Raw genomic sequence first — 24,121 nt, 5'->3', positions numbered from 1 at the left:
ACGTGCTTAGTACGGCAAACGCCGAAAATCGAGAGGGTTGATACATTTGGATACCGTTGTGTACAGTCGCGCTGATTGGAGACCGCAATGACAAACGCACGCCCCCCCGTCAAAGACGCCTATGAGATGATCCTCGATGCGATTGATACAGGAATTTACAAGCCGGGCAGCCGGTTGGTGGAAAGCGAATTGGCGGACCGGTTTGGGGTGTCCCGCACACCCATCCGTGAGGCGTTGCAGCGCCTGGAAACCCAAAGCCTGCTGACCCGGGACGGACGGTCGTTGATCGTGGCCTCGCTGGATCACAGTCAGCTGAGTGAGCTGTATGTGGTGCGCGGATCCCTCGAAGGGCTGGCCGCACGGCTGGCGGCACGTCATGCGACACCCGAGGAGCTGGCTGTGCTGCGTGATATGCTGGAGGCGGATCGCAGTCTGATCGGCGACCCAGAGGCCATGAGCCGCGCGAACCGGCGGTTTCACAAGCAAATCCATCTGGCCAGCCACAACCGTTTTTTGGTGCAACAGTTGGATTTGGTGCACCGGTCCATGGCGCTTTTGGCGTCCACGTCGATTGCAGTGCAGGGGCGGCCGGCGGATACTTTGGAAGAGCACGAGCGCATCGTGCAAGCGATTGAAGCCGGCGATGGAGACGCAGCAGACAAGGCGCTGCGCGATCACATCTCTCAGGCGTTCATCATTCGGCTGCGACTTGATGCTGAGGCGGTTGAAGCGGGGGAATAGCCCCCCGTTTTGCGCGTTTTTGAGTAGGCGCCTGCGTCGGCGCAAAGATGCCGTGGCTGGTTTTGTCCCAATAGAACGGTTTGGTCGCCAGTTCGATCACGCCCTTGTAGGCGGCGATGGCCGCCAACGGGAAGTAGAAGTGCAACGTCGGAGCCCAGATGATCAATTCGCGTTTGCGCGCGGATGTGACGGCGATGGCTGACACGGTGATGTTCACGACCTCGGACAAGATAAAGATGCCCGCGAAGGTCAGCGCGACCTCTTGGCTGAGAACACCGCTGAGAGGATGCGGCAAGCCGACCATCATCAACCAGAACGACCACAAAAGGGGCGCCAAGAGGAATTGGCTGATCGTTCCCATGAACAGCAGTTGCACGCCGAAGAACTTCCACGGGCCCAGATCGCGCCAGAGTTTGAGGGGTTCGCGCATGTGGACGCCATATGTGATCGCATAGCCCTTGAGCCAGCGGGAGCGTTGCTTGACCCATGGCCACGCGCGGGCATTGGCCTCCTCTTGGGTGGTGCTGTCGATGATCTCCGTCCGGTAGCCGCGGCGCGTCAGTCTGATGCCAAGGTCGGCATCTTCGGTGACGTTGTGGGCGTCCCACCCCCCAATGGTCTCAAGGATTTCGCGGCGGAAAAACAACGTGGTGCCGCCCAAAGGGATCGCAAGGCGCAGCCGTTCCAATCCGGGCAAGATAATGCGGAACCATGTGGCGTATTCCACTGTAAAACACCGGGCGAGCCAGTTGGAATGGCTGTTGTAGAAATCAAGCCGTCCCTGCAAGCACGCCACACTGGGAGAGGCCGCGGCGAAGCGCTGAACGACCTTATAGATCTGGTCGGGGTCGGGCGCGTCCTCGGCATCATAGACACCGATGATCGACCCGCGGGCAAAGTTCAATGCGTAGTTGAGGGCGCGGGGTTTGGTTTGCAGGGTCCCCAAGGGCACGCGAATGGCGCGCATCCAAAACGGCAGTGCAGCGGCGGCAACGGCGTCTTGTGTGGTGCCGTCATCGACCTCAAGCACCAGACAGACGTCCAGTTTATCCGTGGGATAGTCGATCTGTGAAAGCCTGCGCACCAAAGCCCCGGCAATATCGCGTTCGCGGTAAAGCGGCACCAGAAGGCTGACAACGGGCAGGTCTTCTGCGGCAAGGGGCGGCGCAGGCGCGGCGGCGGCGGGCGCGAGAACGTGCAGCACCGCTGACACAGCTTTTAGGATCGTATTCAGGACCAGTGTAAAAACCGCCCAGCCACACAGCACCAAGAAGCTGACTTGTGGCCAGATCAACAGACAGGCCAGTATGGTCAGGGCGATCGCGCCCCCCCATCGAAACGCTTTTCCGCTGTCCCAGTTGCGGCAAGAATCCTTCGGGTCGGTGCGGTGTTCTGCGCTGTGCATCAGGGTTTTGTGGCACAGCCGCGCAAGGGCGACATCCATGGCGTCGGATGAAATGATGGCCAAATGCACAGGCCCGAACAGGACGGTCAGCGCATCGCGCACCTTAAGGAATTGATCGGCAGAAGCGGCCAAGACCGTGACACGCCCGGACACATTGCGCCACGGCAACACGCGGTGTTTGAGGCACACCTCCGCGCCGAAACGGTTGACGAGACGGGGGTCTGGCGGCTCTGCGATGGGGTCAATGATGCTGGTGCCCAGACGTCGCGCCTCGGATACAGCGAGGGTGTCATAGGGATGATCCCCCAGAAACCGGCGGGCTTTGTCTGCGTTGGCAGGGGGCGGCACGTTGTCGATCGCATCGGCCAATGCTTTGGCGTCACGGCGCGTGCGGTCCTGACGGGCGGCTTGCTTTGCGGCCTCAACCCCGTCGGGGCCAAGGATATCGGCCACGTCTTCATGGTCCACAAACGCGCGCGTTTGATCCATATCCTGATCCGTCGCCTGCCTGCGACGGATGTTTGAGGCAATCGTCATCCCGACCTCTTACCGCTGTCCCAAGGCCGACATTGCCTTAGGAAGGGTTAAAGGATCGTTAATCGCGACCCTGATTGGCCCGTCCCATTCGTAGGGAGGCGGGATCAGGCGGTTGTTTTGGACCTCTCAGCCATGGCGGCTGCAAACCGTTCAAACAGGTAATAGCTGTCCATCGGCCCGGGCGACGCTTCTGGGTGGTATTGGACGGAAAACACGGGCTTTCCGTCCACGGCGATGCCACAGTTTGACCCGTCGAAAAGCGACGTATGCGTTTCACGCACGCCGTCCGGCAGGGTCTGTGTGTCAACGGTGAAGCCGTGGTTCATCGACGTGATTTCAACCTTGCCGGTGTCCTGATCCTTGACCGGATGGTTGGCCCCGTGGTGACCGTGATTCATCTTAATGGTCTTTGCACCCAAGGCGAGGGCCAACATCTGGTGGCCCAGGCAAATCCCGAAGACGGGCAGATCTTTGGCCAGCACATCCTTGATCATCGGCACCGCATATTTGCCTGTGGCCGCCGGATCACCAGGACCGTTGGACAAAAAGACACCGTCAGGGTTCAGCGCCAGCACGTCGTCTGCCGTGGCCGTCGCGGGCAGCACCGTCACATCACAGCCCGCCGACGCAAGGCACCGCAGGATGTTGCGTTTGGCTCCATAGTCAATGGCGACCACTTTGTGGACTGCGTTGGTTTGCCGTTTGAAGCCCTCGGGCCAGGCCCATCGCATCTCATCCCAACGATAGGATTGCGCGCAGGTGACGTCTTTGGCCAGATCAAGCCCTTCGAGGCCCGCAAAATCACGCGCCTTGGCGACCATCGCCTCAATATCGAAATTGCCCTGCGGGTCGTGGGCAAGGGTCACATGGGGAGCGCCCTGCTGGCGGATCGCGCGGGTCAGGCGGCGCGTGTCGATACCGCCGACACCGATGCGGCCCCGCTTTTGCAGCCACTCTGTCAACTCATCCGTGGCGCGCCAGTTGCTGGGGTCGGTCGGATCCCATTTGACCACCATGCCGGACGCCACGGGATCAGCGGTTTCGTCGTCTTCGGGGGTGACGCCCGTGTTGCCGATGTGGGGGAAGGTAAATGTGACCACCTGACCTGCATAAGAGGGGTCGGTCATGATTTCCTGATACCCGGTCATGGCGGTGTTAAAGCACAGTTCAGCCACGGTATCGCCCGTGGCGCCAAACCCCTTGCCGTAGAACACGGTGCCATCTGCAAGCACCAGACAAGCCGTTGGTTTCGCTGTCCCTGTGTCCGTCTGCGCCATCTTAGATCCCCCGATGAAAGCCGCCGGCTGCGGGCCCTTGCAAAGGTCATGCAGCCAAATTGTCCGCGTTCTAAGGGGTGGGTGTTGTGTGGTCAAGCGCGCAAACGACCTGCCGTAAACTTAGGCGGTCTTGGCCCTGACTGGCCTTGTTTCTTTGGACCGCTTTGGTCTAGGGTCCGCTGATGTTACCGCTCACACGGATGGGATAAAGACATGGAATTGCGCGCTCGGGTCACTCAGGCCATCAAGGAGGCCATGAAGGCCAAAGAGGCTGACAAGTTGTCGACCTTGCGTTTGATCAACGCAGCGATCAAGGACCGCGATATCGAGGCCCGCGCCGAAGGGCGCGAGGACGGTGTGGGCAATGATGCCGTGTTGGGCATCTTGGGCAAGATGGTCAAACAGCGCCAGGAAAGTGCCAAGGTCTACGAAGAAGGGGGGCGATTGGAACTGGCCGAAAAAGAACTGGACGAAATTAAGGTCATCGAAGACTTCCTGCCCCGCCAGTTGTCGGACGCCGAAGTCGACAGCGCTGTTGAGGCCGCCATCGCAGAAGTGGGCGCAGACAGCATCCGCGATATGGGAAAGGTCATGGGCGTTCTGAAAGGAAAATACACCGGTCAGATGGATTTCGGCAAAGTGGGCCCAATGGTTAAATCCAAGTTGGGCTAATTTTTTGGGAACCTTTCTTGCGTCCAAGTGTTGAATGTTCGTGCGCCACGCTGGGAGGATAGGGCAATGCATCATTTTCAACATCACCGGACCAATGCACAGGCTGCATTGACGGCACGCCGTGGGGAAAAACCTGTGACCGCGTTGACGCCGCCACAGGCTGAAATGTTCTCCTATCTGACTTTGGCTGAACTCCATGAATTGTCGACCTTGGGGGACGTGGGTGCGCGCCAAATGGCCGTGTCGTGAAAGCCCAATCCGAAGCCCAGCAAAAAGCGGCGGGTGCGGCGTTGTCGGCCAAGCGGGGCGACACCAAGGTGTCTGACCTGCAGGGCGCATCAAAAGAGATGTATGACAGCATGTCAGAGGACGAGCTTGAGGAGATGGCCTCGACCTCTCATGATGACCTGCCCGAGACCAAGGGCTAACGTCGGCGCAAAAGCCGTCCGTCCAGGATGATAAGCCCGACCGCAAGAAGGGCGAGACCCACATAGACATTGGGTGATAAGGTTTCATCCAGCATCCATGCCCCCAGTACAATCGACACGGGCGGGATCAGTAACGTGACGATCATTGTGTTGGCCGATCCTGCTGCCTTGAGGATCCGGTAATACAACAGATACGCCCCTGCCGTGGCGAAAACCACGTAATAGGCGATGGCGCCCAAGGCTGTCAGGCTCAGGTTGGCGGACGGAACACCGTCAATGATAAACGCTGCCGGCACCATGATCAGCGAGGATCCGGTCAACATGCCCGCCGCGGCCACCTGCGGGGTCAGGTGCCCCATATGGACCCGCGCCCAAACCCCAGCGAAGGCGTATGAAATCGTTCCGCCGATGACGGCCAATTGCGCCAGCGATGTAATGTCGAAGTCGCGCAAACTGTCGAGCCCGATGGCGGTTGCCACGCCGAAAAAACCGATCAGGGATCCGGTGGCTTTGCGGGTTGTCATCCTTTCGTCGCTCAGCAAAAGGGCCGCCACGAGGACGCCGAAAATTGCGGTGCCTGCGTTGAACACAGATGTCAGACCGGTCGGGATATAGAGCTGCCCCCACGCCATCAGGCTGAATGGGATCACGTTGTTCAGAACGCCCATCACGAACAAGACGCCCCAATCGCGCCCTTTTGGCAGCGGCAGACGTCGCAAGGCCACATAGCCCCACAGGATCAGGGCCGCCCAGAACACGCGGTGCGCCACAGAGGTGACAAAAGGCACCTCGTTCAACGCAAGACGGATGGCCAGAAAACTGCCGCCCCAAATGAGGCCCAGTACAAAAAGTTCTGCCCATGTCTGTGTGGTAAGGGTGCGTTGCGTCGTCATGGTGTGACCATAGGGACGGCGATTTACCTATGCGACCCGTTTGTTGCGGTTGGTGGCAAATCCTTTGAAAAGGATTTGGTGGCAGACTTTCAATGAAAGTCTGGGCGCCGGTTCAGAGGGCTGCGCGAATGGCGAAGTCAACCTCGTCGTAGAGGGCGGCGCGTTCCTCGTCCGACAAAAAAGTGCCGAGTTCGACCACGCGATCGTTCCCTTTGAGAGTTAGGTAGTTTGGGATCTTTTCATGATGCGGGTCGATCTTGATTTGCACCCAATAGGGGTTGGCCTCCCAGCTGTGGTGTCCCCGCCGAGGATGGATGTGATCCAGGGTGATCCGATCGGGCCAAATGCGCAATTCTTCGAGGATTTCACCGTCACGTTGATTGCGTTGAAGGGCGTACCAGATGCCGCCGACTGTGATGATAAAGAAAGGAAGCAGCCCCCACAGCACGGGTGAGCCCATGACGGCCAGCAACGGCAGAAGGATCATTGCCGAGGTAGCGGCGAAGAAAGTCACGAAATCACGGCGCAGCAGGGACCTGTAGGGCCATAGGTGCAATTCGGCCAGGGGGGCCGACTTTGGTGCGGGGTCTTCGGGGGCGATCCATTCATAGGGCATGTCACGTCAGCCTCTTGCGTATGGCGACAAAGATAGGGCGGAGGACCGCAAGGACGAGGGTCAACACGGCCAATCCACCTGCAGTTCGCGCAAGCCCTGTCGCAAATGCCAATCGGTCACTGAAGTCCACATAGTTTGGTGGCATGCCCTCTCGCCCCAACATCAAAGTGGGAAGGTAGAGGTGAGCCAGCGCCAGCGTGGCGAACCCCCAAAAGAGCGCCACATCCCATGGTGCCCGAACTGGATGGGACGGCCACAACAGCGCCACCGTCGGCAAAAGGGTGACCGCATAGGTCAAGGTCAATCTGCGGAGTTCTGCAAAGTGAAAGACCAGGCTTATATCCGTAGGATCATCGGTGTTGGCAAACAGCGGGCCGAGGGGACGACCGGGTCCGCCAGAGGCCAGAGAGTAAGACGAGAGCACCGCCATACCATAGAGGGCTGCCGCCCCCAGAAAGAGGCTTCCCCAGAGAAACACGCTGCGCCCGCCCGCAAGGGTGACACACAGGGGCGCGAACAACAGGGCTGCGGGCCAAAGAAACAGCAAATAAGGATCCCTTTGTTACACACCCGCAGGTTTGGCCTTGCAGGCACTGTTGGCATAAAAACGGCCCCGACGTTCCTGCCGGGGCCATTGAAGTCACATCAGCCAGCGGTTAGTGCGACGGCTGCTTGTCCCAGTCTTCCTGCTTGGGCAGGATTTCGAACGTATGCTCTGGTGGAGGGGACGGCAGGGTCCATTCCAGCGTGTCTGCATATTCGTTCCATGGGTTGTTCTCGGTCGCGTTCTTCGGGGACAGCAGTGTCTTGAAGAGCATGACAATGAAGAACAAGAAGCTGCCGAAGGCGATGAAGGCACCGATGGAGGAAACATAGTTCCACAGCGCGAAGGCTTCGTTGTAGTCGATGTAGCGGCGTGGCATCCCGTTCCGGCCCAGGAAGTGCTGGGGGAAGAAGGTGATGTTGGCGCCGATGAACATCAGCCAGAAGTGTGTGTGGCCGACCCATTCAGGCATCATGCGCCCGGACATCTTGGGCAGGTAGAAATAGATCCCTGCAAAGATACCAAACACAGCACCCAGCGACATCACGTAGTGGAAGTGCGCCACAACATAGTAGGTGTCGTGATAGGCGCGGTCCACGCCCGCCTGCGACAGGACGATGCCGGTGACACCACCCACAGTGAACAGGAACAGGAACCCAAACGCCCACATCATAGGTGTTTTGAATTCCACGGATCCGCCCCACATTGTCGCGATCCACGAGAAGATCTTAACCCCTGTGGGCACCGCGATAACCATGGTGGCCAACATGAAATAGGACTGCTGGGTCAGAGACATGCCGACGGTGTACATGTGGTGTGCCCAGACAACGAAGCCCAGCGCACCAATTGCGACCATTGCATAGACCATCGGCAGGTAGCCAAAGATCGGCTTGCGCGAGAAAGTTGCAATGATGTGGCTGATGATGCCGAAGGCTGGCACGATGATAATGTAGACCTCTGGGTGACCGAAGAACCACAGGATGTGCTGGTACAACACGGGATCACCGCCACCGGCAGGATCGAAGAAGGTCGTGCCGAAGTTACGATCCATCAGCAACATGGTGATCGCACCAGCCAGCACAGGCAGGGCCAGAAGGATCAGCCACGCGGTGACAAAGATCGACCAGGCGAACAGCGGCACCTTGTGCAGTGTCATGCCAGGGGCGCGCATGTTCAGGAAGGTCGTGATCATGTTGATCGCGCCCAGAATGGACGAGGCACCGGACACGTGGACCGCAAAAATCGCGAGGTCCATGGAGATGCCGGCCTCATTCGTGGACAGCGGCGGATAGAGAACCCAGCCAACGCCCGAGCCCAGTTGGCCATTGCCGCCAGGCGCGAGGATTGAGGCCACGCCGAGGGCCACACCGGTACAGAACAGCCAGAACGACAGGTTGTTCAGACGAGGGAAGGCCATGTCGGGCGCGCCGATCTGCAGTGGCATGAAATAGTTACCGAAGCCGCCAAACAGGGCAGGGATCACCACGAAGAACATCATCAGGACACCATGGTACGTGATCATCACGTTCCACAGGTGGCCGTTTGGCGTACATTCGTCCAATGCGGCTGGGAACAGACGTGCGCCTTCCATGCACATGTACTGCACACCGGGGTGCATCAGTTCCATCCGCATGTAGATGGTGAAGGCGACGGACAGGAACCCGACAAAACCTGAAACAAACAGGTACAGGATCCCGATATCTTTGTGGTTGGTGGACATGAACCAACGGGTGAAGAACCCGCGGTTGTCTTCATGCTCATGGTCGTGGACGGCTGCGTCTACCATGTGGCGCTCCCTCTTCGTGGCTAATCTTGTGGGCTGACAGACTCAGCCCAATGGCTTTGGAAGCGTTCTAGGGGCCAGCGTCCATCAGAGCAAGACTTCATCCGCGATTTGGCATGGGTAAAAATGGCGCAGGGGGACGAGAGGCATCGGCGCCTTCCCCCTCGCTTTGGTGACTGCGCCAGAGTGCGGCCAAAAGGGAGAGGAAAAACACCATGATCACCAGCCCGCACACCACCCAACCATACGACAAGAAAGGATAAACAAGGCCCAGTTGATGCAGCGGCGTTGATCGGAAAAACACGACCGCGATGCCGATGGCGACGCCCCAACCGACCTTTCCCAACCGTGCGGGCAGCGCGCCCACAAAGACAAATGCGGTCAGATACGTGTAGGACCACGTCAGCGGGCTCAGAAGGGCCAGGGCCACGGCAAGTGTGGGCAGAACGAACGGGTCGTTGGGGTTGCGCGCAGCCAAGGTGGCCGCACCGGCCAACGCGGCAAGGGTGAGGATCGCAGATATCGTCGCCCAAAGGGGCGATTTGGCGATCGCGTACCACCCCAGATCGCCGTCCGCCAAGCTGGAGGACCGGACATAGGTGATATGGTCTGTCCAGACCACACCAGAGATCAGCGCATCGATGGAATAGGAATTGTTGGTGATGACCACCGACCGCGTCATTGTCTTGATCAGCTGCAAGTATTCCGCATGCAGCGGCCAGCCTGCCAGAGCGATAGAGGCCAGGCCCAAGCCGCCGCCTACGATCGCAAAGCTGGCCAGCGCGCGCCATTGGCGGCGTCCGATGAAGATCACGACAAACAACACAGGATAAAGCTTGATCGCCGCAGCCAAGGCCAGAACCGCGCCAGCCTGCCGCGCGTGCCCTGTGTGCATCCGTTCAAATGCCAGAACGATAAGAAAGCTGACAAGGATTTGGGGCTGGTTTTCAGACAAAGCCAAAAGGGCGGGCATTGTATTGGTCAGGGCCACATAGGTCAGGGCGACAAAAACCAGTTGAGCCTGTCCATGCAAATTCAAAAGTCGACTGGCGCAGACCACGGTGCCGAACAGGGCGATTTGATGGACAATCAGAAAGGCCAGATCGAAGGTGGCAAAATCGGTGAGTGGTGTGAGACCGCTAAAGAGCGCCACCCATAAAGGCGGGTAGATATACGGAAAAATCCGCCCCTCAGGATCGGTTTGCACAGCCCTGTCCCACCACTCAGACGGGGTGGTCATGGTGAAAAAGCGCCCGGCCGCAGGATAGATCTGGTCCATCTGCCCCGCGTGATAAAACTCGGCGGCCAGCCACGTGGCGAACAGATCAGCAGATTGAACGGCCATCGCGCCAATGGTCGACACCCACAGCCCGTAGGCCATGATGAGGATCGACACAACAAAGACAAGGGATCGTTTTGTCTGATCTGAATTTGTCATACGCGCGGCCTGCCTGACTGTCGCACTTTGTGCGGCTGAAGTGACTGACTTTTAGACCTGCGGTGGGGCGGTATTTGGTGAACAATGGGGCAAAATTGGGCCGTTTGTTCACGTCTCGGCGTCTTTTTCCCAATCCGATCCGATGGCTGTGCGGTCTTTGGCCTGTTCTTTTCGGATCATATCCTGCGCCATTGTTTCCTCGCCCATGACGGCGTCGGGGGTGACGCCTGCGGGGGTGTCGGCCAGCGCGAGTGTGACGGTCAGCGGGAAATGGTCCGAATTGATTTTGCGCAACCGCTGCATGGCGACAAATCGAAACCTGTCGTCGTGAAACAGATGGTCCAGTGGCCAGCGAAAAATGGGGTAGAAGGCGTTGAACGTGTTGAAAAACCCGCGCCCCACGCGTGGGTCCAGCAGGCCAGTGATCCGCTGGAATTTGCGGGTGGTGTGCGACCATGCAACATCGTTGAGGTCCCCTGCGATGATGCTTGGCAGGGGGTGGTCTTTGGCCTTTAGCCCAGCCAGCATAATTTCACTGTCGCGGCCTTTCGTGGGGTCCGTCGCCGTGGGCGGTTCGGGATGAATAAAGAACAGCCGCACCTGATCGCCGGATTTCAGGGTGGCGGTGGTCTGGATGGACGGCACGCCCTTGACCACAAGGTCTGTCAGTTCGGTGTCGGACAGCGGCAGGTCGGAGTAGATCGCCATGCCGTAACCGGTGTCGAGCGGATGTTCGATGTAATGGGCGAACCGGTCCCGCAGGGGACCCATGGCGGCGATCCAGTCGGCGTCCGGTTCAATGAGTGCGAGGATATCGGCAGGTTCATTCGCAGCCATCTCCAGCACAGCATCATAGGACCGGTTCGACATTTTGACATTGGCGGTCAGAAGGGTCAGGTGACGGTTTGTTCTCGCTTGCAAATCCGCGCCCGCCGTTTGCGATTGTTTGGCCCACAGCGGCGTGAATTTCAGCATGAAGACCGCGTTGATCACGACGGTTGCGAGCAGCAACACCAAAGCGACAGGGGACCATGCTGCATCCCAAATAAGCACAAACCCCATAAGACCCACAGCGCTGATCAAAAGCTGTAACCGCACAAATTCCGGCCCACGTAACGCTCCATGATGTACCCGCAGGAACGGGATCAGGGTCAGCCCCAAAAGGGCGGCGCTTACGCTGGTGACGATGATGTAGAGGAGGGGCGTCATTTTCAGGCCTGGCTTGGACAAAGGGGCGAAAGCCTAACCCGCACGTATGCCGATCCGTTCCCGCGTACGGGGCTATTGGGGGGTGTCGGTGCGGGGGGTTATGGCCGCATCAAAGGTTTGGCGCAGGGCAACATCAACGTCGGCCATGGTGACGGGCAACCCCAGATCCACCAAAGATGTCACCCCGTGTTCGGCGATCCCGCAGGGCACGATGCCCCCGAAATGGTCCAGATCTGGTTCCACGTTGATTGACAGGCCGTGAAAGCTGATCCACTTGCGCAACCGAATGCCGATGGCTGCGATTTTGTCTTCGGCTTTGGCACCCGTGAGTGTCAGCGGTTTGTCATCCCGCGTGACCCAGACGCCCACGCGGCCCTCGCGGATTTCGCCCTTGACGTTAAAGCGGTCCAACGTGGCGATGACCCAATGTTCAAGGTCTTGCACAAAGCGGCGCACATCATGGCCGCGCTTGCCAACATCAAGCATGACATAGGCGACCCGTTGGCCGGGCCCGTGGTAGGTGTATTGACCGCCCCGTTTGGTGATGTGGACCGGAAAACGGTCCGGGTCTGTCAGGTCCGCAGGCTTGGCCGAGGTTCCAGCGGTATACAGCGGCGGATGTTCAACCAGCCAGACACATTCCTCCGCCGCCCCGCGTGCAATCGCATCGGCGCGGTCTTCCATGAACGTCACGGCGGCGTCGTAGTCTGTCAAACCGTCTGTTGTGATCCATTCAACCATCTATGATCGCGGCAAAAGCCCCGCCTCCTTCAGTTTGGCCACATTGGCCCGGCTGACGGGAATATCGGGGCCGTGGGTCATCGACAAGAGGGCACCATCCCCCTTGCGAACCGCCGCCGTCACCTGATCCGTCGCGATCCAGTGGGAGCGGTGAACATGCAATCCTGCGTCCTGCGGCACCTCGCGCAGGGCATCACCAAGACGCAGCAGCAACATCTCCTCGCCCTTGGTGGTGCGTACACGCACGTAGTGGTCTTCGACGCTGATCGACACAAGGGTGCCGCGTTTGTCCAAAGGCACGCGGTCAAGAAGGGCGGGGCGGGCGTGATCGGTGGAAAGTGCAGGGCTGTCCGGTGCAGGGCCGGTGCCTGCGTCGATCATGTGAAAGATGACACTGATGATGGAGGCAATGACGGCCACGTTGATAAACCCCTCGACCGCGATTGCCCCGCTGGCCCAAAAGTCAAAGGCGAGGCCATTCAGAACATAGACCACTGCAAAGACGCCCAGAGACGTCAACGTCGCGCCAAGTGCGGCCTTTTTCCAGACAGGCGCGTCTGGCCCCGCCAATAGGGTCGCAAACATGTTGGCAAAAAAACCGGTGGAATAGGTGGTGGCTACAAGGATCACCCAATAGGCCAGTCGGGGCGCTGCGCGCATGGTGCGATCGGTTTCAAACGGGGCCATGACAGTGAGGATCACCGCCGCCCCGATCAAGGCCGCCGCCCGAGGCGGGTGGCCCATATGGGCCCGCCATTCACGAAGCGCAGACTGCGGTGGGGTGTCGTTCACGAAAGGGTCTCGTCGTTTGGCACAAAGGGTCTGGGGCGCGAACGGCCGCTGGGTCAAGGGTACGCTATCGCTAAACCAATTGCCAATTCGAAAGGACACGACATGACCCTTGACCCATGTCTGAATGCCCCCGTTCACATCCAGATCCACGCAGCCTCTGCCCTTGTGGCTTTGGTGCTGGGCCCCGTGGCTTTGTACGGTCAGCGCAGGGCGGGCCTGCATAAGACGGTGGGATATGTTTGGGTGTTGGCGATGGCATCGGTGTCCCTATCGGCGTTTTTCATCCATTCGTTTGCGGTCATAGGGCCGTTCAGCCCGCTGCATGGGTTTGCTGTTGTGACGTTGGTGTCCCTGTGGCTGGGCATCGGGCACGCACGGCGCGGCGATATCACTGCGCACCGCGCGGTGTTCGGCAATCTGTATCGGTTCGGGCTGGTGCTGGCGGGGCTGGCCAATTTCATGCCGGGCCGAACTTCGAACCAAGCGGCCTTTGACGGGGCCGATCATCTGGGGTGGTGGGTGATTGGTGCAGGGGTGTTCTGCGTCATCCTGCGTGCCGTCTTGCGCCAACGTCAGATCCAAGGGGGGATGCCTCATGTCGCTTGATCCGATCCTGTCATCTGCGCCCATCGTGCAACTGCATGTGCTTTTTGCCTGTCTTGCGCTTTTGTCCGGTCCTATCGCGATGTTTCGGCGCAAACGCGACCGGCTGCACAAAATCGCGGGCTACGTTGGGGTGGTGGGGATGCTGGGCCTCGCACTCACGGGTCTTGGCATCAAAAGCAACATCGCGGTCCTTGCACATTTCGGCCCAATCCATGTGTTCAGCATCTTGGCGACCTGGGGCATGGCGGAGGCGATCTGGGCCATTCGCATCGGTGACATCGCGCGCCACCGCAGGTCGATGCAATCGACGTGGTTTGGCGCGTTGGGTGTGGCGGGACTGTTCACGTTGCTGCCCGGACGGACCCTGAACCGCGCCCTGTTTGGTGAGCCGTCGGCCGCCGGATATGTCGTGATTGCCATGGGCCTTTTGGGGCTTTGGGCGCTGTGGCGGATGCAGCGTGACAGGACGCTGCCTTAAATCGGGGGACGCATGCTTTTTGCCCTTGAGGTGTGGGGCCGCTTTGTCTAAAGCACCTCCACCAAGCCTAGACAGTGCGGTCGTGGCGGAATTGGTAGACGCGCAGCGTTGAGGTCGCTGTGGGGTAACACCCGTGGAAGTTCGAGTCTTCTCGACCGCACCATTCTCATAAATTCGAACGGTGCGGCCGTACTTTTGTATGAGTTCGAACTTTGCTCGAACGGGCGCACCAAAAATCCCAATAAAATATATCTGGATTGGGATTTTTCATTTCTGGTCCCCCAACTGGTCCCCCAAGCTGATCATAAGCTTCTCGACCTCGGACACGCTGACGAATGTGATGCCGCCATGCTTTCGCAGGGTGATCAGACCCTTTTTCGACCAGTTGTGGGTCGTTTATCGTGACACGCCTATGGCGTGCTTGGCATCCACTGGACGGAAATATGCAGTTGAAACGGTCATTCATCTCCTCCCTGCGTCCGGGCGGCGCGGGAGGAGTACCCCCGCGAAGCGCTCTGCGGAGCGGTCAAACCGAAGATGAAAGACGCAGACGTTCTGGATGCGCTCTATCCATTGCGACTGCGGCACGGGACGCCCGAATACAGTCGCTCCGATAATGGTCCGGAGGGAACAATCAGATCCGACCCCATCAGGCCCTAAACACGAGCCCGCCCGTGCCAGAAACCTTGCTCAAAAGTGGCCCGTAAAAATGGGGCCCGTAAAAATGGAGCTGGACAGCGGTGGCCAAAGGTTCGAATGCGACTAGACCTACCTGGGCGCGAAGGCTAGTGTCCCAGCTGAGTGACGTGCTGGGAAAATCGCCCTTGGCAAACATTATTTTTGACCCAGTTCTAGGGTGGCGCAGAGCGCCAGGCCGCGCACGCGCCGCTATAGGAGACAGCATTACCTGGGAGTGGGATATTGATCCCACAGGATTTCGCCGTTTGCCAAACGCTCGGCCAGGCAAGGGGCAAAAGAAAGTCTGGGTTTTCGGGTGTTCGTTTACTGAAGGTCAGTGCTTGCCGATAGAACAGACCTATTGTTATTTGCTTCAAGACCGCTTTGGTGGGGCAGAGATACAACCTTATGCCATAGCTGGTTATTCGTCATTTCAGAATCTTCTTCAACTGCAAGCCAACCTGATGACATCCAAACCGGATGTTGTTGTGTTCGGTTACTTTCACTTTCATCTTATTCGCAATGTGGCTCACCCGATCCTTTGGAAGAATCGACATTCTCACCCCGCTTTTGGAAGACTTCAAAAGGTTGGAAGCCGGAGCACCGAGATATTCAGGCCGGCCGCCTTCATTAATGAGTTCGGCAAACTGAATTTTCGTAAAGTCAACATGCCGCTTTCCGAGCAAGAGTACGAGGGCATGATGGCATACGCGCCAGATAGGTTTACACGTCACCAGATTTCTTGTCGCGTGTTTGAAGAGGCACGCGCTTTGACAGAAGCTGCGGGTGCGAAGTTTGTTGTCGCGGTCTTGAGAAGTGGTGATTCAATCGAGGCGAAAGAGGTGGATAAGACACCACCAATGGAAACCATGTTCGTCAAGCAATTGTTGGAACGTGGTTTCGATGTCGTTGATGCCGATCCAAATAAGCCGTTCGAAGACATCAGTTTTTATCCGACTGATATCCATCCTAACAGCTCTGCGAACAAGCATTTCGCGGCGGTGATTGGCGAAAAACTCGATACGATGCTGAACTGAAGAGGTAAGCATGCTCATTGCCGGTGTATCTGGTCTTTATCACGATGCGGCTGCGGCCTTGGTCCGAGATGGCAGGATTATCGCCGCGGCGCAGGAAGAGCTTTTTTCCCGTAAGAAACATGATGCGCGCTTCCCGAAACAAGCGCTGCAGTATTGTCTATCGCAAGCCGGCGAAGACGAAGCTCTTGATGCGATCGTGTTCTATGAAGACCCTGTACTCAATCTAGACCGTGTCATGCAGAACGCCTTTCACATTGCCCCCGAAGGCGGGGACGTTTGGAATGCAACTCTCACTTCGGCGCTTGGCAAAAAAGCGGCGATTGGTTCAGAGCTACGGTCATTTGTGTCTTCGGACGACAAAGTATTCTTTTGCAAACACCATTTATCGCATGCGGCGTCGGCGTTTTTCCCATCTCCGTTCAATGAAGCTGCTCTGGTGGTTGCCGATGGTGTTGGGGAGTGGGCGACCACGAGCCTGGGCCACGGCAACGGAGCGGAGATTCGACTGGATCGAGAGATCTCGTACCCGCATTCGCTGGGGTTAATGTACTCCGCCTTCACAGAATTTTGTGGGTTGAAGGTCAATTCCGGCGAGTACAAGCTGATGGGCCTTGCGCCGTATGGGCGCCCTGTACTTGCCCAAAAGTTTTTGGATGAACTCATTGATGTGAAGACAGACGGATCGTTTCAACTCAATCTGGACTACTTCGCGTTCAACAAGCTCAAAAACAGTTTCGCACCTCAGCTTGCGAATTTGGTGTCCTGCCAACCGATCCCCCTTGGGGGTCAACTGAAACTGCGCCACATGGATATCGCAGCGTCAATCCAAGCCGTCATCGAGGACATCATGTTACGATTGGCACGCACGGCCCTGGAAACGTCCGGAAGCCGCAATCTGTGTCTCTCTGGCGGACTGGCTTTGAATTGCGTCTCCAACGGACACATTCGACGTAAGCTGGAGAACCTTGACGGTCTGTGGATTCAACCCGCAGCTGGCGACGCGGGCGGCGCGCTAGGGGCTGCTTTGGCGCATTATTATTCCGAAAATCCCGAACGTCAGGCACAGAGCAATGACAGTCAGAGCGGCAGTTTCCTAGGGCCGCGCTATTCCAAGGCGCAGATCCAACATGCACTTGAGGACCAAAACCTCGTTTACCGATCTCTTCCAGAAGACGAACAACACAAAGACGTTGTCTCGGCGCTCGCGAAAGGTCAGATCGTGGCCAGGTTCACGTCTCGGACCGAGTTCGGACCGCGCGCCTTAGGAAACCGCTCTATTTTGGCGGACCCGCGCGTTCAAGACGCGCAGAAACACGTCAATCTGCGAATTAAGTTCCGAGAAAGCTGGCGCCCCTTTGCCGTGGCGATTCTCGCTGAAAGTCTGCAAGATGTTTTCGAGCTAGAGGACGAAAGTCCCTACATGCTGGTTGTATCCCATGTCAAAGAAGAATTGCGTAGGCCATTGGACTGGGACACCTTTCGTAACACAGATGCGGACATGCAGGCTTTGCTTAAACAGCCTGCGTCGTTCGTACCAGGTGTGACACACGTGGATCATAGTGCACGGATCCAGACAGTGGACAAATCTCGCAATCCAGCATTTCATCGCATACTTTCAGAGTTTGAGGCGCAAACAGGTTGCCCGATGCTTATCAACACCTCGTTCAATGTCAGAGGAGAGCCGTTGGTCAACTCGCCAGAAAATGCGATCGCATGCTTTCTGAACACAGGGCTTGATGTCCTTTGGATAGAAGATTTTGTTGTGCTGAAAGAAGAACAGCCTCAGGACTTGCAGAACCTGGTCGGAAAAACGGAGTTCGAACTTGACTGAAGACGAGCCTCTTATCTCACAAGAAACGCCAGACGGCTTTTTTCACTATCGCTTACTTCCTTATCGCATGATGGCGATCAAGGACGGGACCTATGCTGACTTCACGAAAACAACTGGCGATTTGGAAAGCTATTTTACCAAGCCCAGTAGATCCGATCGCACAACGGAAATCTGTCCGATGTCGCCTGAAGCGGTTGCAACGGAACTCTTGTTCCGCTGGAGGTCGACGTCATCGCTGTTGGCGGATATGGGATCGAATCTTGCAGATGTCGCACGCCAACTATCAAAGATAGAAACAAGCCAGGACGACGGCGAAGTCTCTGATTTCGTATATCCACTCTTCTGATGGGTCAAAGGCGCGCAGCGGACCACCCTCAGCGCGGGGTACTGGCAAGGTTTAGCGACTAAGAGACGGGCCCTGGACGCGAGGTATGAGCTGTCGGTCGCATAAACACTGATCGCCTCGGGCATCGTCGGGGGCGTGTTCTTTGCCCGGCTTTTTGCGGTTTCGGACACGCCGCTATGGTTCAGATGCCGATCTTGAAGAAGCTTTGTAACCGGTTTATCAGCCCGCCCAGTTCCACGGTAGCAGGTGGTCAATATCCCTCTGCTTATGCCCATTGACGATGGCTGTGAGGACGCCTGTTAGGTCGCTGTGCGGCTCGATCTTGTTCAATTTGCAGGTTTCGATCAGGGAGGCGATGACGGCCAAGTTTTGTGCGCCGGTATCATGACCCGCGAAGAGCGCATTTTTGCGGTTGAGGGCGATGGGACGGATGGTGCGCTCGACGGCGTTGGGATCTAGTTCGATGCGACCGTCGTCGAGGAACCGGCACAACCCGTCCCAGTATTTGGCGATGTATTTTAGGGCTTCTCCAGTCGGAGATTTGCTTGAGACGCGGGCGCGGCTTTGGGCAAGCCAAAGCTCAAAATCTTCGATGATGGGTTTTGAGCGGTCCATTCGTGCAGCGTGCCGTTGATCGGCACTTTGTCCGCGCAGGTCTTTTTCGATGCGATAGAGCGTCTGGATCTGAGCAAGGCCTTCCTGTGCAATCGGAGCCGCGCCGGATTGGGTGATATCGTGCAATTTACGCCGTGCATGGGCCCAGCAATAGGCCAAGGTCACGTCCTGCGCAGGCCGTTTGAGCAGGCGGTTATAGCCTGCGTAGCCGTCTACCTGCAGGGTGCCGCTGAAGCCTTTCAAGATATTGTCCGCATACTGACCGGAACGTCCGGGCGCGTAACTGCATTTGGCCGGACGTCAGTCAACAGCCATGGACGCTTTTCAGCTGCCTCTCAACCGCACCATTTGGTCCCTGGGGACCGGCCTGATCCCAGAATTCATCGTAATGACAATCGCTATGACACACGTGCATGACGCGCTTGCATGGTCGTCTTTTGATAGATGGAACTTTTCCGTGTAGCGTGACGTTGATCACCTAAACACCACGCGGGGACACTATGGCGCCAGGTTCAAAACCTGCCACGACCAATGCAACATCACATCAAGCGGCCACTGGATCACCAGACGGTGGTCCCGCTTGGCCTGATTTTCTAACACCTGAGGCTGTGGACGCTTTGGGCGCAGGTCGCATGGCCCAGCCCTTTGCGCATTTGGGCCCTCATAAATACAAAAACCGACGTTGGATTTCGACGTTTCAGCCTGACGCCCTTGAGGTGTCAGTGCGGGTCGGGGCCAAAACCACCCCTTTGCCTCGTTTGCGGGGGGACACATTTGCGGGGCCGGTGGCGGGCAAAACCTATTCGTTGGTGGTTCGCTATGCGGACGGATCGGTGGTTGAGACGCGCGATCCTTACAGCTTTGCCCCGGTTTTGGGCGATTTTGATCAATATCTGCTGGGTGAAGGCACCCACAAGGAGTTGTGGCGGGCGCTGGGCGCCCATGTCACGACGCACGAAAAGGTTGCAGGTACGCATTTTGCGGTCTGGGCGCCCAATGCACAACGGGTGTCTTTGGTGGGTGATTTCAACATGTGGGACGGGCGGCGCCATGTGATGCGCGCGCTTGGCACGTCCGGTGTCTGGGAAATTTTCATGCCCGATCTTGGGGACGGCACCCTTTATAAATTTGAAGTCCTCGGCGCGGACGGGTCTTTGGTACAAAAGGCCGATCCCGTGGGCTACGGGTCGCAACATCCCCCTGAACAAGCCTCGGTTGTGCGGGATATCACGGGATATGGTTGGGACGATGCCGCTTGGATGCAGGCCCGCCGCGCGCGCGGGGCGTTGGATGCACCCGTGTCCATCTATGAGGCGCACTTGGGCTCTTGGCGCAGGCGCTATGACGAGGGCGGGCGGCCTTTGTCGTACAAAGAACTGGCCCGCGATTTGATCCCTTATGTGAAAGACCTCGGCTTTACGCACATTGAATTGCTTCCGATTTCGGAATTTCCGTTTGACGGCTCATGGGGCTATCAGCCCGTGGGTCTTTATGCGCCCACCATCCGCTTTGGACCCCCGCATGAGTTTCGCGATTTTGTCGATGCGGCCCATGCGGCGGGGCTTGGCGTTTTGCTTGACTGGGTGCCGGGGCATTTTCCAACGGACGCCCACGGCTTGGCGCATTTCGATGGCACCCATCTTTATGAACATGCGGACCCGCGCGAAGGGTTCCACCAGGACTGGAACACGCTGATTTATAATTACGGCCGCACGGAGGTGAAGAATTACCTTGTGGCCAATGCGCTGTATTGGATGGAGGAATATCATCTGGACGGGCTGCGCGTGGATGCGGTGGCGTCGATGCTCTACCGCAATTATTCACGCAATGAAGGCGAATGGGTGCCCAACAAAGATGGCGGCCATGAGAATTATGAGGCGATCGCCTTTCTGCAAGAGATGAACACAGCAGTCTACGGCGCACATCCCGACGTGATGACCGTGGCTGAGGAAAGCACGTCATTTCCTGGCGTTTCGCGGCCCGTGGACGCGGGCGGGCTCGGGTTCGGATACAAATGGAACATGGGCTGGATGAATGACACGCTGGCCTATATCGAACGCGACCCGATCTATCGTCGGTATCATCAAGACGATCTGACGCGGCCCTTGATGTGGCAGTATTCCGAGAATTTCATCCTGCCCATCAGCCACGATGAGGTCGTGCACGGCAAAGGGTCCATGCTGGAAAAGATGCCGGGCGATCGGGGCGAAAAGTTTGCGAATTTGCGGGCATATTACGCCTATATGTGGACCCATCCGGGCAAAAAGCTGTTGTTTATGGGCTGTGAATTTGCCCAGCCGGAGGAGTGGAAACACGACGGTGAATTAAACTGGTCAGCCGCAGCAGACCCCGCCCATGACGGGGTGCGCACCCTGATCCGTGATCTGAACGCACTTTATTCCGACACGGCGGCGTTGCATGTGAAGGATTGTGATCCGGACGGGTTTGCATGGCTCAATGGCGACGCGGGCCAGTCAACCTTGGGGTATGTTCGGTACGGCCATGATGGCGATGCGCCTGTCGTGATCATGTGCAACTTTACACCTGTGTTGCGACAGGATTTCGCGCTGGGCGTGCCAAAGGCAGGCCGGTGGGACGAAGTCCTCAATACAGATTCTGAAATTTATGGCGGCGGAAATCGTGGCAACATGGGCGGTGTGCACAGCACGCCCGAGCCGCGCGATGGTCACGACACTTCTGTCTCGATCGTTTTGCCGCCCTTGAGCGTCGTGGTTTTGCGCCACGCCGCCGACTGACCTTGGAAGGGGGAAGATATGGAACAAAAGAGACTTACACAGCGGTCTATGGTGTTCGTGCTGGCAGGCGGGCGCGGCAGTCGCCTAAAGGAGCTTACGGACAGACGGGTCAAACCGGCGGTGCCTTTTGGCGGAAAGGCACGAATCATTGATTTCGCACTGTCGAACGCGCTGAACTCCGGCATCCGAAAAATGGCGATTGCCACGCAATACAAGGCTCACAGCCTGATCCGGCATTTGCAACGGGGCTGGACGTTCTTTCGCGCCGAACGCAACGAATTTCTGGATATCCTGCCTGCGTCCCAACGGGGCAACAACGAAAACTGGTATCAGGGCACGGCGGACGCGGTCACCCAAAACATCGACATCATCGACAGCTATGACGTGGATTATGTGATCATCCTTGCGGGCGACCACATCTACAAAATGGATTACGAGATCATGTTGCGCCAGCATGTGGAAACGAAGGCCGATGTTACCGTCGGCTGTCTGACCGTTCCACGGATGGAGGCCACGGCCTTTGGCGTCATGGCCACGGATGACAGCGGCCAGATCACGTCGTTTCTGGAAAAACCCGCCGATCCGCCCAGCACGCCCGAAGACCCCGACAAGGCGCTGGCCTCCATGGGGATCTACGTCTTCAACTGGGATTACTTGCGTAAGCTGTTGACGGATGATGACAGCAATGTCGAAAGCTCCCATGATTTTGGGAATGATCTGATCCCTGAGATCGTGAAAACCGGCAAAGCGATGGCGCACCGCTATGACAAAAGCTGCGTTCGGGCCGAGGGTGCGCCGGTCTATTGGAAGGACGTCGGCACGGTCGACGCCTTTTGGGAAGCGCATATCGACCTGACGGATTTCACGCCTGACTTGAACCTTTGGGACAAGAACTGGCCCATCTGGACCTATTCCGAAAGCGTGCCGCCCGCGAAATTCATTCACAATGAAAAGGACCGGCGCGGCATGGCGATTTCGTCGATGATCTCGGGCGGCTGCATTATTTCAGGGACCGAGGTGCGCAATTCGTGCCTGTTCACCAATGTGCACACCAATTCCTATGCGGTGCTGGATCACGCGGTGGTGCTGCCCAACGTGGTCGTCAGCCGCCATGCGCGGCTGCGTAAGGTGGTGATCGACAGTGACGTGACGATTCCCGAAGGCCTCGTGGTGGGGGAAGACCCGCAAGAAGACGCCAAATGGTTCCGCGTGTCGGACAAAGGGGTGACGTTGATCACCCAAGCCATGCTGGATGCGAGGGCTGCGGCGCTATGATCAAAGTGTTGTCCGTGGCGTCCGAAGTGGCGCCGCTGATCAAAACAGGCGGACTGGCGGATGTGGCCGGTGCCTTACCTGCCGCGATGGCAGGGCTGGATGTTCAAATGCGGACCGTGTTGCCCGGCTATCCGTCGGTTCTGGCGCAGGTGACAGGCGGCACGGTCGTGGCACAGTTTGCTGATCTGTTTGGTGGCACGGCACAGGTGCGGGCGGTGGATCACGGTGGCCTTGATCTGTTGGTGCTTGACGCCCCGCATCTGTATGACCGCGCTGGCGGGCCCTACGTGACCGACGAAGGGCGCGATCACCCGGACAATGACGTCCGGTTCGCCGCGCTGAGTTTCGTGGCCGCCCATTTGGCCAAGACGGGCGCGGACGGCTGGATGCCAGATCTGGTGCACGGGCACGATTGGCAAGCTGGCCTTGTGCCGGAATATCTGCACGCCATGGGGGCGGATACGCCTTTCGTGTTCACCATCCACAACATCGCCTTCCACGGGAACACCGCTGCGGACAGGCTTGAGGCGTTGCGTCTTGATCCCGCGCGGTTTCATGCGGACGCCTTTGAATTTTGGGGGCAGATCTCGGCCCTGAAGGCGGGGCTGGCCAGTGCCACCAAGATCAACACCGTGTCCCAAACCTACGCCGAGGAATTGATGACCCCACATTTTGGCATGGGGATGGACGGCATTCTGCAGGCCCGCAAAGCTGATCTGGTGGGGATCGTGAATGGCATCGACACGCAAGTGTGGAACCCCGCGACAGACGTCCATGTGGCCAACTACAAAACGCCGAAAGGCAAGGCCAAAGCAAAGGTCGCGCTGCGAACGGAGTTTGGGTTGCCCAAGTCAGATGGCCCCCTTTGCGTTTTGGTCTCTCGTCTGACTGATCAAAAGGGCATTGATCTGGTTCTTCAGGCTCTGCCGACGTTAACGGGGCAGGGCGGACAACTTGCATTGCTGGGATCGGGGGACACCTCCCTTCAGGTTGCTTTGCTGGAACGCGCGGCCCATGACGACAATGTTGCCGTCAAGATCGGCTATGATGAGGCGCTGTCGCACCGGATGATGGCGGGGGGGGATGCAATTTTGGTGCCCTCGCGGTTCGAACCCTGCGGGCTGACGCAGCTTTATGGCCTGCGATACGGCACGGTGCCCGTGGTCGCGCTGACCGGAGGGTTGGCCGATACTGTGATCAACGCGAACCCCGCGGCCATGGCGTCGCGCGTGGCGACAGGCGTGCAGTTCAGCCCCATTACGGCGGACGCCTTCGCCAATGCATTGACGCGGACCTGTGATCTGTTCAAAGACAAAACCGCATGGGCGCGGCTGCAGGCCAATGGAATGGCGCAGCCCGTGGGCTGGGAAACGTCGGCCAAAGCCTATGCCGCGCTTTATCACTCTGCCCTGAAAGGCTGAAT

General features: G+C 58.0%; 22 protein-coding genes, 1 tRNA gene and 1 pseudogene. 13 read left to right on the top strand and 11 right to left on the bottom strand.

Annotation, left to right across the window (positions count from 1 at the left end):
* Window positions 1-87 precede the first annotated feature (87 nt).
* Window positions 88-741, top strand: coding sequence for a GntR family transcriptional regulator (locus PSJ8397_RS09495; protein WP_085864382.1), 654 nt, complete (start codon window positions 88-90; stop codon window positions 739-741).
* On the opposite strand, the gene PSJ8397_RS09490 is transcribed toward PSJ8397_RS09495, so the two are convergent.
* Both PSJ8397_RS09490 and carA read right to left on the bottom strand, forming a co-directional pair.
* Window positions 695-2,683 (bottom strand): glycosyltransferase, encoded by a 1,989-nt coding sequence (locus PSJ8397_RS09490; protein ID WP_085864381.1) that lies wholly within the window; start codon window positions 2,681-2,683, stop codon window positions 695-697. The two genes, PSJ8397_RS09495 and PSJ8397_RS09490, sit on opposite strands and share 47 nt — an antisense overlap.
* Window positions 2,684-2,787: 104 nt before the next feature.
* A complete protein-coding gene (gene carA, locus PSJ8397_RS09485; RefSeq protein ID WP_085864380.1) occupies window positions 2,788-3,960 on the bottom strand; it encodes a glutamine-hydrolyzing carbamoyl-phosphate synthase small subunit in 1,173 nt (390 codons plus the stop codon).
* Between the two features lie 213 nt (window positions 3,961-4,173).
* On the opposite strand from carA, the gene PSJ8397_RS09480 reads away from it, so the two are divergent.
* The 3 genes from PSJ8397_RS09480 to PSJ8397_RS09470 all read left to right on the top strand — a co-directional run bounded on the left by PSJ8397_RS09480 (window position 4,174) and on the right by PSJ8397_RS09470 (window position 5,060).
* The gene (locus PSJ8397_RS09480) at window positions 4,174-4,632 is read left to right on the top strand and encodes a GatB/YqeY domain-containing protein (RefSeq protein ID WP_085864379.1); all 459 of its coding nucleotides are present in this window, start codon (window positions 4,174-4,176) and stop codon (window positions 4,630-4,632) included.
* Between the two features lie 66 nt (window positions 4,633-4,698).
* Window positions 4,699-4,881, top strand: coding sequence for a DUF3008 family protein (locus PSJ8397_RS09475; RefSeq protein WP_085864378.1), 183 nt, complete (start codon window positions 4,699-4,701; stop codon window positions 4,879-4,881).
* Complete coding sequence (locus PSJ8397_RS09470; protein WP_085864377.1) at window positions 4,878-5,060, top strand: DUF3008 family protein; 183 nt, start codon at window positions 4,878-4,880, stop codon at window positions 5,058-5,060. The genes PSJ8397_RS09475 and PSJ8397_RS09470 overlap by 4 nt, the downstream gene beginning before the upstream one ends.
* Here PSJ8397_RS09470 and PSJ8397_RS09465 read toward each other — a convergent pair.
* The 8 genes from PSJ8397_RS09465 to PSJ8397_RS09430 all read right to left on the bottom strand — a co-directional run bounded on the left by PSJ8397_RS09465 (window position 5,057) and on the right by PSJ8397_RS09430 (window position 13,076).
* A complete protein-coding gene (locus PSJ8397_RS09465) occupies window positions 5,057-5,953 on the bottom strand; it encodes a DMT family transporter (RefSeq protein ID WP_085864376.1) in 897 nt (298 codons plus the stop codon). The genes PSJ8397_RS09470 and PSJ8397_RS09465 overlap by 4 nt on opposite strands.
* Before the next feature lie 112 nt (window positions 5,954-6,065).
* Window positions 6,066-6,569, bottom strand: coding sequence for a DUF2244 domain-containing protein (locus tag PSJ8397_RS09460; RefSeq protein ID WP_085864375.1), 504 nt, complete (start codon window positions 6,567-6,569; stop codon window positions 6,066-6,068).
* A 1-nt stretch (window position 6,570) separates the two neighbouring features.
* Window positions 6,571-7,116 (bottom strand): hypothetical protein, encoded by a 546-nt coding sequence (locus PSJ8397_RS09455; protein ID WP_085864374.1) that lies wholly within the window; start codon window positions 7,114-7,116, stop codon window positions 6,571-6,573.
* Window positions 7,117-7,225: 109 nt separating this feature from the next.
* Window positions 7,226-8,899, bottom strand: coding sequence for a cytochrome c oxidase subunit I (gene ctaD, locus PSJ8397_RS09450; RefSeq protein ID WP_085864373.1), 1,674 nt, complete (start codon window positions 8,897-8,899; stop codon window positions 7,226-7,228).
* Between the two features lie 97 nt (window positions 8,900-8,996).
* Window positions 8,997-10,334: a glycosyltransferase family 87 protein gene (locus PSJ8397_RS09445; RefSeq protein WP_085864372.1), complete on the bottom strand. Its 1,338-nt coding sequence runs from the start codon at window positions 10,332-10,334 to the stop codon at window positions 8,997-8,999.
* 108 nt (window positions 10,335-10,442) lie between these two features.
* A complete protein-coding gene (locus PSJ8397_RS09440) occupies window positions 10,443-11,543 on the bottom strand; it encodes an endonuclease/exonuclease/phosphatase family protein (RefSeq protein ID WP_085864371.1) in 1,101 nt (366 codons plus the stop codon).
* 72 nt (window positions 11,544-11,615) lie between these two features.
* Window positions 11,616-12,284: a lipoyl(octanoyl) transferase LipB gene (gene lipB / locus PSJ8397_RS09435; protein WP_085864370.1), complete on the bottom strand. Its 669-nt coding sequence runs from the start codon at window positions 12,282-12,284 to the stop codon at window positions 11,616-11,618.
* The gene (locus tag PSJ8397_RS09430; protein WP_159453118.1) at window positions 12,285-13,076 is read right to left on the bottom strand and encodes a LytTR family DNA-binding domain-containing protein; all 792 of its coding nucleotides are present in this window, start codon (window positions 13,074-13,076) and stop codon (window positions 12,285-12,287) included. It abuts the gene before it with no gap.
* A 102-nt stretch (window positions 13,077-13,178) separates the two neighbouring features.
* Between PSJ8397_RS09430 and PSJ8397_RS09425 the strand changes: the two genes are divergently transcribed.
* The 6 genes from PSJ8397_RS09425 to PSJ8397_RS09395 all read left to right on the top strand — a co-directional run bounded on the left by PSJ8397_RS09425 (window position 13,179) and on the right by PSJ8397_RS09395 (window position 18,052).
* Window positions 13,179-13,682 (top strand): DUF2306 domain-containing protein, encoded by a 504-nt coding sequence (locus PSJ8397_RS09425; RefSeq protein WP_085864368.1) that lies wholly within the window; start codon window positions 13,179-13,181, stop codon window positions 13,680-13,682.
* Complete coding sequence (locus tag PSJ8397_RS09420) at window positions 13,672-14,160, top strand: DUF2306 domain-containing protein (protein WP_085864367.1); 489 nt, start codon at window positions 13,672-13,674, stop codon at window positions 14,158-14,160. Before PSJ8397_RS09425 ends, PSJ8397_RS09420 begins: the two co-directional genes overlap by 11 nt.
* Before the next feature lie 76 nt (window positions 14,161-14,236).
* Window positions 14,237-14,323, top strand: a tRNA-Leu gene (locus PSJ8397_RS09415).
* 661 nt (window positions 14,324-14,984) lie between these two features.
* Window positions 14,985-15,875 (top strand): hypothetical protein, encoded by an 891-nt coding sequence (locus PSJ8397_RS16855; protein WP_143515421.1) that lies wholly within the window; start codon window positions 14,985-14,987, stop codon window positions 15,873-15,875.
* 10 nt (window positions 15,876-15,885) lie between these two features.
* Window positions 15,886-17,706, top strand: coding sequence for a carbamoyltransferase family protein (locus tag PSJ8397_RS09400; RefSeq protein ID WP_085864365.1), 1,821 nt, complete (start codon window positions 15,886-15,888; stop codon window positions 17,704-17,706).
* Window positions 17,699-18,052, top strand: a complete 354-nt coding sequence (locus tag PSJ8397_RS09395) for a hypothetical protein (RefSeq protein ID WP_085864364.1) — start codon at window positions 17,699-17,701, stop codon at window positions 18,050-18,052. The genes PSJ8397_RS09400 and PSJ8397_RS09395 overlap by 8 nt, the downstream gene beginning before the upstream one ends.
* 219 nt (window positions 18,053-18,271) lie before the next feature.
* Here PSJ8397_RS09395 and tnpC read toward each other — a convergent pair.
* Window positions 18,272-18,952 (bottom strand): annotated as a pseudogene (tnpC, locus tag PSJ8397_RS09390) (IS66 family transposase); the annotation flags it as partial.
* 215 nt (window positions 18,953-19,167) lie between these two features.
* On the opposite strand from tnpC, the gene glgB reads away from it, so the two are divergent.
* From glgB to glgA, 3 genes are read left to right on the top strand one after another with little or no spacing between them, the layout of a single operon-like run.
* Window positions 19,168-21,423, top strand: coding sequence for a 1,4-alpha-glucan branching protein GlgB (gene glgB / locus PSJ8397_RS09385; protein WP_085864363.1), 2,256 nt, complete (start codon window positions 19,168-19,170; stop codon window positions 21,421-21,423).
* Window positions 21,424-21,441: 18 nt separating this feature from the next.
* Window positions 21,442-22,698 (top strand): glucose-1-phosphate adenylyltransferase, encoded by a 1,257-nt coding sequence (gene glgC, locus PSJ8397_RS09380; RefSeq protein WP_085864362.1) that lies wholly within the window; start codon window positions 21,442-21,444, stop codon window positions 22,696-22,698.
* Window positions 22,695-24,119, top strand: a complete 1,425-nt coding sequence (gene glgA, locus PSJ8397_RS09375; RefSeq protein ID WP_085864361.1) for a glycogen synthase GlgA — start codon at window positions 22,695-22,697, stop codon at window positions 24,117-24,119. The genes glgC and glgA overlap by 4 nt, the downstream gene beginning before the upstream one ends.
* Window positions 24,120-24,121: the final 2 nt, after the last annotated feature.

The sequence above is a fragment of the Pseudooctadecabacter jejudonensis genome (assembly GCF_900172275.1).
In the GTDB taxonomy this organism is placed as follows: Bacteria; Pseudomonadota; Alphaproteobacteria; order Rhodobacterales; family Rhodobacteraceae; genus Octadecabacter; species Octadecabacter jejudonensis.
This window is presented reverse-complemented; position numbering and strand designations above follow the sequence as displayed.